We start from the raw sequence: 11,512 nt of genomic DNA on the forward strand, positions 1-11,512 counted from the left end.
GTCACTTCTCCTTCACGTCGGCGCCGAGTTCCAGCGAGTGCCGGCCGGGGGCCAGCTGGAGGTCCTTGCTGCGCACCTGCCCGGTACGGTCACGCCATGTCAGGCGGGTCCGCATGGGGCCCTCGGCCTCCTGGCCGAGGCCGATGTGCACGTCCTGGCTGCGCTTGCCGGAGTGGCCGCTGCCGCCGTCGACACGCCCCAGGCGGGTACTGCCGTCGGACAGGGTCACGGTGACCTGCGCGCCGATCACGGGCGAACCGGCCTCGTCCGTGAGACTGAGGTTGAGGTAACCGCCGGTGTCCTGGCTCATGTTGCAGTAGAAGATGGGGTCCTCCCACTGACGTGCCACGACCATGTCGAGGCGCCCGTCGCCGTCGGCGTCACCGGTGGCGATGCCCCGGCTGGGCACGGGTACGGCCAGACCGAGCTGCTTGGACAGGTCGCTGTAGGCCTCGCCGTCCTCGTCCTGGACGAAGAAGCGCAGGTGCTGGTCGCCGGCGAGGTCATCGCCCTCCTCCACGCGGGGCCAGAAGCGGGGGTGCTTGACCAGCGCGTCGTTGGCTGTGGCGAGTTCCTGGAGCTGCGCCCAGCGGTTGCGCTTGCCCTTGACGAAGCCGACTGCCTGGGTGATCTCCTGGATCCCGTCGTTGTCGAAGTCGCCCATCTTCACGTCCCAGCCCCATCCGGACCAGGCGAGGTTGAGCGGTGCGCTCTCGTCCTTGTAGGGGGCGACGCCGTCGCGGAACTCGGCCCGCAGGTCGGCCTTGTCACGGGCCGTTCCGATGAAGGCGAAGTTCGACTCCTGGATGCCGAAGGACGTCGTGATGTTGGAGACGAAGGCGTCGTACAGGCCGTCGTTGTCCAGGTCGCCGAAGTCGACGCCCATGCCCTTGAAGGAGCTGCGGCCGATCTCCTTGGACTTCGGCGTGGTCGCGGTGTGCTTTGCCTTGACCTCGCTGAACTTGAACTTGCCGGGGGTCGACCTGTTGTACAGGAGGGCCGAGGTCCCGAAGTCGTGCGCGAGGTACATCTCGGGGCGCTGGTCGCCGTCCAGGTCGGTGGCCGAGACGGCCAGCGTCCAGCCCTGGTCGATGCTCTTCGGCAGGACGTTCCTGACCTGCTCGTAGCCGGAGGGTGTCCAGCGGAAGAAGTGGCCTCCGCCGCCGTTCTGAGCGTGGGACAGCGAGTCGTTCATCGTCACGCCGCCGTGCACGGTGTCGTCCAGGACGGGGCTGTCGGGGAAGTAGTTGCCGATGTAGATGTCGTTGTGCCCGTCGCCGTCGAAGTCGGCGACGGCCGCGGCGTTGGAGTTCCACAGCGGGCCGGTGTAGGCGGCGGTGCCGTTGCCGGGGACGAGTTCGATGGGCTCGAAGCACTTCGGGTCCATGGTCGTCGTGTCCTTCCCGGGCTCCTTCTTCGCCTGGAAGATCACCGGGGTGCGGCCCCAGTAGTAGACGAGCAGGTCCATCGCCCCGTCTTCGTTGAAGTCGCCGGGGACACAGCCGATCGGGGCCATGATGTCGCTCTTGGGCAGCGGCGCCGGGTCGAGGACGAACGGGGCGTACGAGGTGCTCTCGCGTCCGGGCACCGGGGCGGGGGTGACGACGGCCTGGTCGATCTGCGGATCGGTGACGCACAGGTCGTTGGGCAGGCCGTCACCGTCGATGTCGTTCATGGCGACGCCCGCGCCGACCGAGGAGATCCACGCCTCGATGTGCTTGTAGGCCTTGTTCACCTTGCGGACGCTCTGTTTCTGGTATCCGCCCGGCATGGATATCGCCATCGGCTTCAAATTGAAACTCTCCGCCATCTCCGCTTTTTCGGACGCACTGGACTCCGCCGGTTTCACCGCGTAAAAGGTGCCGACCATGAGAACGAGCGCGATGACCCCGGGTGCCTGTTTCCGCAGCCAGGAAATTGGATGTGTCATGCGACGGCGCCCTTCTGCGCGTGCGGAACGGAACTGATGGTGGTGGCGATGTGCTGCCTCCATGCCTCGAAGGCCGGGATCTCCCCGCCGTCGCAGGTGGCGGGCCGCGCGTCGATGCACACCTGCGAGGCTTCCGCGGGGGTCCGGCCGCCGCACAGGACGCGGGCCGCCAGGTGCGTGTGGGCGATCGTCGTGCCGGCCCGTTCCCGGGCCTCGCAGGCGAACGCGGAACCCTGCACGAGGTTGGGCAGGTGGTCGCCCGCGTGCTTGGCGAAGCGCCGCAGCTCGTCCTCGTCGGCGCTTCCCGCGTAGGTGCAGGCGAGTCCGGCACCGGCGTACAGGTCGCCATGGCGGTGCTCGGGGAACGTGCCGATGAGGTCGGCCACGACGTCGGGGTCGGTGCCCCCGACGAACCACATGGCCCGCCCGATGCCCTGGTCGATGGCGCGGGCGCTGTAGGCGTCCGGGCCGCCCTTCCAGGTGAAAGGGTGCTCGGCTGCGGGGTCACGGACGTAGGATCCGGTCTTGAAGTACGCCTGGTGGAAGCCGTATCCGTCCAGGATCAGCCAGCGAAGCACAGGGTCGGTCGCGGTCACGTCGGGCCACAGGAACCTGGGCAGTCGTGCCATCGCCCAGCCGATGCCGACGTAGATCATGTAGTTGTGGCGCCGGCCCTCGCCCTCCAGGATCCCGGTCAGCCTCCTGCTGCCCCCGGTGAGGCAGTCGAGCATGACCGCGCCCATGCCGGCGCCCTCGTAGGCGAAGCCGCGAAAGGCCCGGGGAACGGTCTCCAGCCAGTCGACGGCCTGGTCCGCCGTACGCGCCTCGACCGCGTAGGCGTACCCCTGGAGGAAGCTCGTCCCGACCGTCTCCAACTGGTGTTTGGCCTCCGCATTCTTGACGTGGAATCCCCGTGTTTCCAACAGCGTTTCCCGGACGTTGGGAGTGAGAACTCGGCGCCTCAGCGCACGCAACATGGACACCTAGAAGACCGCCCCTCGATTCCTTTTTGCCTGCGATTCCTTTTCTTTGAATCCGAACCTATTCAATTAGGGTTACCGAATGTCTACTTCAGAAATGCTTAGAGGGAATTCACCTGCAGCTTTTCGCGCACCGACCGGCGCCAGATCTCATAGGTGGGGACACCGTCGGCCGCGCCTGCCGGCGGCGCGGCGTCGTCGGCGAGTGCGGCAGCCGACTCGACCGTGATTCCGGCCAGCGCGTGCAGCGCGGTCCGGGTGTGCTCGGGAACGATCCCGGAGAAGTGGCGCGCCTTCGCGGCGAAGACGGAGCCTTGGGCGACATGCCCGCTCAGTTCGCCGGACCGGGCGCGCAGCGCGCCCAGCTCGGCCGCTGTGGAACAGCCGGCGAACGTGGCGGCGAGCCCGACGCCCGCCCACAGGTCCGGCCGGCGCTCGGAGGCGAACCTGCGGACGGCGGCGCAGACGTCCTCCACCCGCGCGCCGTGGATGAACCACAGGGCGCGCCCGATGCCCTGGTCCACCGCCCGCTGGAAGTAGTCCGGGTGGCCGTCCCAGGCATACGGAGTGTCCAGGCGCTGGTCGTCGACCCAGCGTGCGGGGTCGAAGTAGGCGCGGTCGAAGCCGTAGCCGTCGACCGCGAGCCAGGTCATCGGCGGATAGAAGTCCTCGCCGTCCAGCTCGGGCATGACCTTCTTCCACAGCGGCCTGGGCAGCTTGGCCATCGCGAAACCGATGCCGATGTAGTTGAGGAAGATGTGCCGGCGCCCGGCGCCCTGGAGCAGCTGCGCGGTGCGACCGCCACGGCCCGGCATCGAGTCCCGGATCACCGAGGCCATGGTCGCGCCCTCGTAGGCGAAGCCCCGCAGTTCCAGGTCCACCAGGGAGAGCCTGCGTTCGGTCTCCCAGAGACTCTTCGACTCGATACCCCACTCGAAACCGGTCACCACCGTCTGGGGGATGGCCTCCAGCTGCCGGGTCGCGGCGGTCTCGGTGACCGGAAAGCCGCGGCCCGCGAAGCTCACGTCACGGAGGGACGGAGCCATCAGAAGTCTGCGCAGGGATCCCATCGCCGATGCCACGCGTGCCTCCTTCGACCGGCCACCAGGGGGGTGGCGAAGGGCCTCATGGTCGGCTCGCTGCAAAGATCAGGGCATCTTCGCAAATGCGCAACACCCTTGTGGCACAAGGGGTTTGATAGTAAATGAACGCGTCCGCAACTCATCGCTTGCGGTGCTCGGACCGGGTGGGGCAGGCCGGAAATCAGCGCGCCCGACGCACTGCCACCTCCTCGTCGTGGATGTCGCGTCCGCAGGAGGAACAGCCCAGGCGAACTCGCACGTCGCCGTCGCACCCGACGTGCCGCGCCTGCCTCGGCGGCCCCAGTTCGGCGGGAAGATTCCGGTCACCCCACTGCATCAGTGCGACCACGGCGACGGTGAGCTCGCGGCCCATGGGCGTGAGCGGGTATTCGTGGCGTACCGGCTTCTCCTGGTACACGACCCGCCTCATGACACCCAGCTCGACGAGACGGCCGAGCCGGTCGGCGAGCACATTGCGCGAGATCGGCATCTGACGGAGGAATTCGTCGTACCGCCCTACACCCAGCAGGGCGGAGCGGACGATCAGCAGGTTCCAGCGCTCCCCGATGACTTCCAGGGAACGGGCCAGCGAGCAGTCCTGTCCTTCGTACGTCCGTGGCAGCATGCCCGACGGTACCGCCCGGGTTGCATCACAGGACCGGGGAAGCGGCCGCAGGGGCGAAAAGAGAGCACGGCGGAAGAAGCCCGCGCGCGCGCGGGCCTGGTGAGATGGGCCACCGTTCTCCTCGTTCCCCGACCCTGGAGGTCCAAGCATGGCCATCAGTACCGGAGTGTCACCGTCCACGCTGCGAGGCGGGATCGACTCTCTCAACAGCCGTCACCATCAACTCGGCCTGCGCGTGTTCATGTTCATCGTCGTCGCGCACTGGGCGGAGCACCTGGTCCAGGCTTACCAGATCTACGTCATGGGCTGGCCGATCCCGGAGGCCCGCGGCGTGCTCGGGGTTCCGTTCCCGTGGCTGGTCACCTCGGAGTGGATGCACTACGGATATGCCTTGGTGATGATGGTCTGCCTGTTCCTCCTGCGGCCGGGCTTCACCGGCCGTTCGGCCACCTGGTGGAAGACCTCCCTCGGTATCCAGGTGTGGCACCACCTGGAGCACCTGCTGCTCCTGGTGCAGGTGCTCGCCGGCGCCCACCTGCTGGGCAAGGCCGCTCCGACGAGCCTGATCCAGCTGATCGCGCCCCGCGTGGAGCTGCACCTGTTCTACAACGCCCTGGTGACGGTGCCCATGGTGGTGGCGATATATCTGCACACCCGTGCGAACCGGCCGGACAACGCCGCTGCGCGGTGTACCTGCGCGCCGAAGGACTGAATCCCATGGCGACGAGCGGCAGAAAGCCCTCCGGGTTCGTGTCCCTGCTGCTCCTGCTGGCCGGAGTCCTGCTGTTCTGGCTGACGGTGCCGGACCTGGGCAACGCGGCCAGGGCCGCCACCGCGGACGGGCCGCGGGGCATCTTCACCGCGGCCCGTCTCGTGTGCGCCGGACACGCCGGGCACACCACGTGCGAGTGGTCGGGAACGTTCCGGTCCGTCGACGGCACTGTGGAGCTCGGGAACGTCAAGCTGTACGGCAGCGACCGGGAGACCTTTGAGGCCGGACGGACCGCGCCGGCCGTGGACGTGGGCAACGCGGGGCGGGTTTACGATCCGACCGGGTCGCGTACCTGGATCATCACGGTCGTGCTGGTGGTCGTCGCCTACGGCCTGCTCGCGGCCGTGGCCCGCCGGCACCTCATGCCTCCCCCGCCGCCTCGGCGAAACGCCCCGTCGACGGCGTGAGCGTCGTACCACTCGGACCCCTCGGATGTGCCGGCTTCCCCTTCGTGCGGCATCACAGGGGGCGTCTCGCTCAGCCCGTCGCCAGGTCGGCGGGCCGGGCGCCGGTCGGCTCCAGCCGGCTGTACGCGAAGGCGGCCGAGACCAGCGTCATGTGATGGTGCCAGCCGGGGTAGGACCGCCCCTCGAAGTCGAGCAGTCCGAAATCGTCCTCCAGCGACTGCACCGTGGCGCCCGCCCGGTGCTGGAGTCTGGCCAGCGCGATCAGCTCGTCGGTACGCCGCTGTGTCATGTTGGTGAGCCAGATCCGGGGGGAGCGGGGCCCCGCGCAGGAACGGACACCGAAGACCCGGTAGGTGGGGTGCGGTGCCTGACGGGCGAGCCGTACCTGCGGCAGCCGCACCAGTGTGGTCATCACCGCGGTGCGGTCCGCACCGCCGCCGAGCCCTTCATGGGCGTTGGGTCTGAACTGGGCGCTCTGTTTGAGGCTGAACAGGCGCTGTGCTTCCACGGCCGCGGGGAGCTTCGAGGCGTACGCACCGCGCGCGGTCGTGCCGCCGACGACGGGGACCACCGGTGTGCGGCCGGGCAGGGAGACGATGAACTCGCGGCCGCGGCGGCTGAGTCCGCGCACCAGCGAGGCCACCCCCGTGTGGTGGCTGAGATCGGCCACCACCGGCCGAGCGCTGAGCTGGGTGCTTGCGCACAGCAGGTCGACGAGGTCGAGCGCGTGCTGCTCGATGGTGCGGTGGTCGGCGTCGTCGGGGATGCGGGCCCGTGCGCGACGTGTCTGGTCGTCGGCCCAGGAACCGGGCAGCAGCAGCCCCCAGTGCATGGGAATGGCCTCCGTCCCGGTGGTGAGGAACGCGCCCACGGCCAACTGGCAGTTGACGGAGCGTCCGGTGGCGGGGACGAAGCGCCGGTGCACACCGCAGGAGTGGTCGCCCCGCTTGCGGAGCACCGCCGCCGAGAGGACCCAGGCGTGCGGGGACAGCCGCTGCTCGACCCACCGCATCAGCTCGGCCCGTGCCGGGGCCCAGTCCCAGGGACTGGCGTTGAGGAACTGGTGCATCGACTGGGAGGCAGTGGGCGAACCGGAGACGGTGGCGGCCATCCGACGTACTGATTTCTTGCCCTCGGTGGTCAGCAGCCCTGCCAGGTACGCCTGGGCCCAGGCCCGCTGATCGGCCCTCGGCAGATGCCCGAAGACCTGCTCGGCAAGCACGGAGACCGGCAAGTGCGCGTGGCTCACGTCGTGTGCCGCCATAGCTCGTTCCCTTCTACTGGGCATCCCATCGAGCGCTCCGATAGAATAGCGAACGTTATCTTTTTTTCCAACAGGACGGGGGAGCGCTCCCGTCGGTTGGGAACGAGCGCCGAACCTGGTCGAAAGCGAAGATCAAGGACGCTCCAACCCTCGCTTGACCAAGCCTTTTACCTACTTGAGCCACTCGTGGTTGCTCCTCCGTCGCGGTCCCGCCCAAGCTGGGGCGTCGCCGACCGCCCGAGGGAAACACCGCAACCCCCTATCGGCATCGAGGTGCCGCGCAGCGTGCGCCCTACGGCCGAAGATTGTCGGAGAGGACATGGTGAAACAGGAACGGGCGGCACGCACACGAAGAACCCTCCTGCGGTCCGCCGCGGCGCAGTTCGACCTCGACGGGTACGCGGGTGCCTCGCTGGCCAAGATCAGCAAGGCGGCCGGCATCTCGCTGGGTGCGGTCACCTTCCACTTCTCCTCCAAGGCTGACCTCGCCGAGGCCGTCGAGGCCGAGGGGCGGGCCACGGTCAGGGCCGCCATCGAGCGGATCGAAGACCTCTCCGACGCGCCCTTGCGGCACCTGGCCGATCTGACTCTGGAACTCGCCCGCCTCATCGAGCAGAAGGACGCGGTCCGAGCCCTGCTACGACTGGAGAGGGAGCGTCCGGGCAGCTCGGCATGGACGGAGATCTGGCTGCCCACCGCCGACGAACTGCTGCAACGGGCCTATGAGGACGGGGATCTGCTGCCTTCGGCGCACCCCGAGATCATGGCAGCGCTGATCGTGCACCTGGTGGCCGGTGCCGAGATCGTCTTCCGCCGCCATCGTGCCGCCGGCTTGCCGACCCCGGACAGTTCGGTTGAGTTGCTGAGCCGTATCTGGCAGCTGGTCATGACGGGGGCGGCAAACGAGCCGGCCCCCGGATGAGGCCCGCGCCCTCGGCCGCGGGGTCCTGCCGTGACGGTGCGCGCCACGGCGTGCACCGTCACGGCAGCGTCGGGGAAGTGGGTCAGACCGCACTGCAGCCCCCGTCCACGGGCACGGCGCCACCGGTCACGAAGGAGGAACGGTCGCTGCACAACCAGGCCGCCGCCTCGGCGATTTCAAGCGGGTCTGCCATGCGGTGCTGGATGGCGCGCGCGGCCACGGGCCGTCTCGTCCCGCTGCGGGCGCTTCCCTCCGTCAACTCGGTGCGGGTGCTGCCCACCACCAGGGCGTTGACCCTGATTCCCCTGGACCCGTACTCGGCGGCCGCGGCCTTGGTCAGCCCGAGCACCGCGTGCTTGGCGGCCACATAAGGAGCCAGCGCTCCGGTGGCGAAGAGACCTGCGGTGCTGGAGGTGTTCACGATCGTTCCGCCGGTGCGCTGGTCCAGCATGAGCGGTATCTGGTGGCGCAGGCAGTTCCACACCCCGCGTACGTTGACGTCCATGATCTGGTCGTAGGCGGAGTCCTCTGTCTCGTGCAGATCGGTTCCCCGCGAACCCCACCCCGCGTTGTTGAAGGCTGCGTCCAGTCCTCCGAAACGCTCCACCGCCACCGAGATGACCTGCTCGACGTCAGCGGGACTGGTGACGTCACCAATGACCGCGACGGCCCGCCCCGCGTCGGCGCGGATCTCCTCCACCAGGTCGTACAGGAGTTTCTCGCGCCTTGCCATCAGGATGACCGAGGCGCCTTCGGCGGCGAAGAGACGGGCCGCGGCGGCCCCGATCCCGCTGGAGGCACCCGTGATCATGATTCTCTTGTTCCGCAGTAATCCGCCCGAGCCTGTGTTCATGTACCCCTCCCCCACACGCCCCCGCCGAGGACAGGGACGTGACGCCGATCACTGTGTTCCCCTGGCACGACCTTAGCGGGCGCCGGGTGAACGCCCAGGGCCTATCGGCAGAAATCTGGGGCGCCGGGTCAGCCTGGGCCCTACGGCTTCCGCTCCTTCAGGCGGGCCGCCGGCCTGCCGCGCGTCTCGCCGAAGACCATCAGTTCGGCCGTGCCCGGGCCGGCGATCGCGGGAAGCACGCAGTGCCAGATCTCTTCGACGCGCTGGGGCAGATCGCGTCGGCCGGATTCCATCTGGGCGTGCATCTGCGCTCCGGTACAGGCGCTCACCACCATGCGTGCGAAGGCCGGGATGTCCACACCGTCGCGGAGCTGACCCATGTCCTTCGCTTCCGTCAACGCCAGCGTGGCTACCTCGGTCCACTGCTGATGCGAGTTCTCCTCGGCGGAGATGAACAGTTCCTGATCCGTCACCAGTCGGGCCCCGGCCAGCAGAAGCGGCTCGTCGAGCATCTGATAGGCCCAGGTCAGAGTGATGTCGATCAATCTCTGCAGGCCCTTGGCGGCAAGCGGCGGCGAGACGATATCCGGCTGGCTGCGAACTATCTCCCGGGCCAGCGCTTCCTTGTTCTTGAAGTGGAAATACATGGACCCGAGCGTCACGCCGGCCCGGTCCGTGATCCGGGAGACGCTTGCACCCGCGAAACCGCTTTCGGCGAACACCTCAGCGGCAGCACGGATGAGCTTGGCCCGCGTCCGCCGTGCGCGCTCCTGCACCAGTGGGCGCTTTTCGGGCAACTCGGTCATATATCCCGTCTTGGTAGACAAAAAAAGAATAACTCTTATGATACAGCGAAGGCTCCCCGACTGGACTTCGAGACGGGGCGCCGTAGCACGTTCAGGCACCCAAGCACGGTCAGCTTTCGATGATCCAGGGGGAGTGCACACGTGATGAGTTCAGCCGAAAACAAGGCCCCGACCGGCCTGCACCCGCAACGGCCCACCGTAGCCAACCGTCTGGTCCGCAAGACGAATCCCTCGGAAGTGCTCATCACCGCGTGGCGCGGTGTCTCGGAGAACCAGCACGTCGTCAGCGCCGAATGGCCTTTCTCCCATCCGTTCTACACCCCGGAACCGGAGGCGCACAGACCTCTGCTCCTCACGGAGAGCATCAGACAGGCCCTGACTCTGCTGTCCCACACGGAGTTCCACATACCCCTCGACCACCGTCTCGGCTGGGATTACATCAGCTGCTCCGCCACTCCCGAGGGCCTGCGGACCACCGCGGAACCGGCAGCCGTCGAACTGCACGTCTCCCACACCTCGGTGAGCCGGCGCCGCCTGGGCTGCGCCCGGCTGTCGGCGGAGGTCGAGGCCGTACGCGACGGGGTACGCGTGGGCACCGCCCAGATCAGGTACACCTCCTATCCCGAGGCTCTCTACCGCAGGTTGCGCGGCCCCTACGCCGACGCGGCCGAGGCCTGTGCACGGGCGTTCCTCCCCGGCCGCCCCCTCTCCCCCGCCCTCGTCGGCCGAGAGAACGCCGGCGACGTCGTCCTGAGCCCGACGACCCGGGACAACCTGTGGTTCCTGCGCCCCGACCTCACCCACCCCGTGCTCTTCGACCACCCGCACGACCACGTCCCGGGCATGGTGCTCCTGGAGGCCTTCAACCAGGCGGCCACGGCCCTGTGCGCACCGAAAGCGACCCGAACCCTCTCCCTCGACGCGGTCTTCAAACGCTACGTGGAACTCGACCAGCCCTGCCTGATCGAGGGAGAGAGACTCGACGCCTCCGGCATCCAACTCATCGCCACCCAAGGGGACGTCGTGGCCGTATCCGCGCTGGTCACGACCGCACCGGCCTGAAAGGCGGCAGGCGCGACGGGGTGCCCGCACTGACCGTCACCCCGTCCGGCCCACCACCGCACCCTGGCCCGCGTACGGCGGGGGACGCAATCCGCTCGCTGTCCTGCCTCCGCTCCCCCGCCGTGCGCCGCGCCGCCGCGGACGTCCTTCCATGCCTCCGCCCCAGGCGGCCGAGCCTCAACAAGGCCCACGCGCATTCCTCGCGGACACCCGCAAGCGGGAAGTCGACGCGCGTAGGCCGGAACGCGGCAGAACTTCCGATTTCACCGACGATCAGGAGAATCCGTGGCTGAGGGAGCCAGACCCGCGCTTGACCCCGCAGGTCACCCCCCCTCGAACACAACGTCCACCATGACGGCCGGCACAACCGGACCTCGCGCCGACGTGCCGTCCGACGGTCCCGGACCGCCCAGAACCCCCGGCCGGAGGACCACCGGTGCCGACCCGGTGCGCGAGAGCAGACTCCTCCAGATCGTGCACAGCATCCCGAGCGCCCCGATCGGCCGCCCGCACTCCGCCGTACGCCAGTCCGCACGGCGCATCCACAACCTCGCGACACCGGAACCGGGCAGCACAGCCGAGCTGTTACCTGATTCGTTGACGGATCGGGGGAATGCGAAGTTGTTCGTGAGGTTGTATGCGCGGGACTACCGGCATGTGACGGGGCTGGGGTGGTACCGGTGGGACAGCACGCGGTGGCAGAGTGATGAGGATGACACGGTGTTGTGGGCGGCGGGGGAGATGGCGGAGAGTATCGCCACGACCGATCCGCGGGGGATGTATTCGGACGCGGCTCTGCGTAAGCACCG

11 protein-coding genes and 1 pseudogene are annotated in these 11,512 nt (G+C 68.3%); 5 read left to right on the forward strand and 7 right to left on the reverse strand.

The genetic code is table 11. The features are described from left to right. Position 1 precedes the first annotated feature (1 nt). The 4 genes from ACFWSK_RS29935 to ACFWSK_RS29950 form a co-directional block, all read right to left on the reverse strand. The gene (locus tag ACFWSK_RS29935) at positions 2–1,930 is read right to left on the reverse strand and encodes a CRTAC1 family protein (RefSeq protein ID WP_383792854.1); all 1,929 of its coding nucleotides are present in this window, start codon (positions 1,928–1,930) and stop codon (positions 2–4) included. Then, positions 1,927–2,907, reverse strand: a complete 981-nt coding sequence (locus tag ACFWSK_RS29940; RefSeq protein WP_383792891.1) for a DUF1702 family protein — start codon at positions 2,905–2,907, stop codon at positions 1,927–1,929. The genes ACFWSK_RS29935 and ACFWSK_RS29940 overlap by 4 nt, the downstream gene beginning before the upstream one ends. A gap of 104 nt (positions 2,908–3,011) precedes the next feature. Then, positions 3,012–3,992 (reverse strand): DUF1702 family protein, encoded by a 981-nt coding sequence (locus tag ACFWSK_RS29945; protein WP_383792857.1) that lies wholly within the window; start codon positions 3,990–3,992, stop codon positions 3,012–3,014. A 181-nt stretch (positions 3,993–4,173) separates the two neighbouring features. After that, positions 4,174–4,617, reverse strand: a complete 444-nt coding sequence (locus ACFWSK_RS29950) for a winged helix-turn-helix transcriptional regulator (protein ID WP_383792861.1) — start codon at positions 4,615–4,617, stop codon at positions 4,174–4,176. Positions 4,618–4,765: 148 nt separating this feature from the next. Here ACFWSK_RS29950 and ACFWSK_RS29955 point away from each other — a divergent pair, with 148 nt between their 5' ends. Both ACFWSK_RS29955 and ACFWSK_RS29960 read left to right on the forward strand, forming a co-directional pair. Further along, positions 4,766–5,329, forward strand: a complete 564-nt coding sequence (locus ACFWSK_RS29955; protein WP_383792864.1) for a hypothetical protein — start codon at positions 4,766–4,768, stop codon at positions 5,327–5,329. Positions 5,330–5,334: 5 nt separating this feature from the next. Beyond that, positions 5,335–5,796, forward strand: a complete 462-nt coding sequence (locus ACFWSK_RS29960) for a hypothetical protein (protein ID WP_383792867.1) — start codon at positions 5,335–5,337, stop codon at positions 5,794–5,796. Positions 5,797–5,866: 70 nt separating this feature from the next. Here ACFWSK_RS29960 and ACFWSK_RS29965 read toward each other — a convergent pair whose 3' ends face one another. Continuing rightward, on the reverse strand, positions 5,867–7,060 hold the full coding sequence (locus ACFWSK_RS29965; RefSeq protein ID WP_383792870.1) for an IS701 family transposase: 1,194 nt from the start codon (positions 7,058–7,060) through the stop codon (positions 5,867–5,869). A gap of 319 nt (positions 7,061–7,379) precedes the next feature. On the opposite strand from ACFWSK_RS29965, the gene ACFWSK_RS29970 reads away from it, so the two are divergent. Further along, positions 7,380–7,982 carry a TetR family transcriptional regulator gene (locus tag ACFWSK_RS29970; protein ID WP_383792873.1) on the forward strand — a complete coding sequence of 201 codons (603 nt, stop codon included), beginning with the start codon at positions 7,380–7,382 and terminating at the stop codon, positions 7,980–7,982. Between the two features lie 82 nt (positions 7,983–8,064). Here ACFWSK_RS29970 and ACFWSK_RS29975 read toward each other — a convergent pair whose 3' ends face one another. Together ACFWSK_RS29975 and ACFWSK_RS29980 are read right to left on the reverse strand one after the other, a co-directional pair. Further along, complete coding sequence (locus ACFWSK_RS29975; RefSeq protein ID WP_383792876.1) at positions 8,065–8,835, reverse strand: SDR family NAD(P)-dependent oxidoreductase; 771 nt, start codon at positions 8,833–8,835, stop codon at positions 8,065–8,067. Between the two features lie 140 nt (positions 8,836–8,975). Beyond that, positions 8,976–9,641 carry a ScbR family autoregulator-binding transcription factor gene (locus ACFWSK_RS29980; RefSeq protein WP_383792879.1) on the reverse strand — a complete coding sequence of 222 codons (666 nt, stop codon included), beginning with the start codon at positions 9,639–9,641 and terminating at the stop codon, positions 8,976–8,978. A 144-nt stretch (positions 9,642–9,785) separates the two neighbouring features. On the opposite strand from ACFWSK_RS29980, the gene ACFWSK_RS29985 reads away from it, so the two are divergent. Both ACFWSK_RS29985 and ACFWSK_RS29990 read left to right on the forward strand, forming a co-directional pair. Then, entirely contained in the window at positions 9,786–10,703 is a 918-nt protein-coding gene (locus tag ACFWSK_RS29985) for a ScbA/BarX family gamma-butyrolactone biosynthesis protein (RefSeq protein ID WP_383792882.1), read from the forward strand. 540 nt (positions 10,704–11,243) lie between these two features. After that, positions 11,244–11,512 (forward strand): annotated as a pseudogene (locus ACFWSK_RS29990) (DNA primase); the annotation flags it as partial.

Source organism: Streptomyces sp. NPDC058620 (assembly GCF_042717135.1).
Lineage (GTDB): Bacteria > Actinomycetota > Actinomycetes > Streptomycetales > Streptomycetaceae > Streptomyces.

What these genes read in the sequence shown, in the direction of transcription:
- ACFWSK_RS29975 (WP_383792876.1), bottom strand. Translation starts at nt 8,835, where the DNA reads ATGAACACAGGCTCGGGCGGATTACTGCGGAACAAGAGAATCATGATC.
- ACFWSK_RS29960 (WP_383792867.1), top strand. Translation starts at nt 5,335, where the DNA reads ATGGCGACGAGCGGCAGAAAGCCCTCCGGGTTCGTGTCCCTGCTGCTC.
- ACFWSK_RS29970 (WP_383792873.1), top strand. Translation starts at nt 7,380, where the DNA reads ATGGTGAAACAGGAACGGGCGGCACGCACACGAAGAACCCTCCTGCGG.
- ACFWSK_RS29980 (WP_383792879.1), bottom strand. Translation starts at nt 9,641, where the DNA reads ATGACCGAGTTGCCCGAAAAGCGCCCACTGGTGCAGGAGCGCGCACGG.
- ACFWSK_RS29940 (WP_383792891.1), bottom strand. Translation starts at nt 2,907, where the DNA reads ATGTTGCGTGCGCTGAGGCGCCGAGTTCTCACTCCCAACGTCCGGGAA.
- ACFWSK_RS29935 (WP_383792854.1), bottom strand. Translation starts at nt 1,930, where the DNA reads ATGACACATCCAATTTCCTGGCTGCGGAAACAGGCACCCGGGGTCATC.
- ACFWSK_RS29965 (WP_383792870.1), bottom strand. Translation starts at nt 7,060, where the DNA reads ATGGCGGCACACGACGTGAGCCACGCGCACTTGCCGGTCTCCGTGCTT.
- ACFWSK_RS29955 (WP_383792864.1), top strand. Translation starts at nt 4,766, where the DNA reads ATGGCCATCAGTACCGGAGTGTCACCGTCCACGCTGCGAGGCGGGATC.
- ACFWSK_RS29950 (WP_383792861.1), bottom strand. Translation starts at nt 4,617, where the DNA reads ATGCTGCCACGGACGTACGAAGGACAGGACTGCTCGCTGGCCCGTTCC.
- ACFWSK_RS29985 (WP_383792882.1), top strand. Translation starts at nt 9,786, where the DNA reads ATGAGTTCAGCCGAAAACAAGGCCCCGACCGGCCTGCACCCGCAACGG.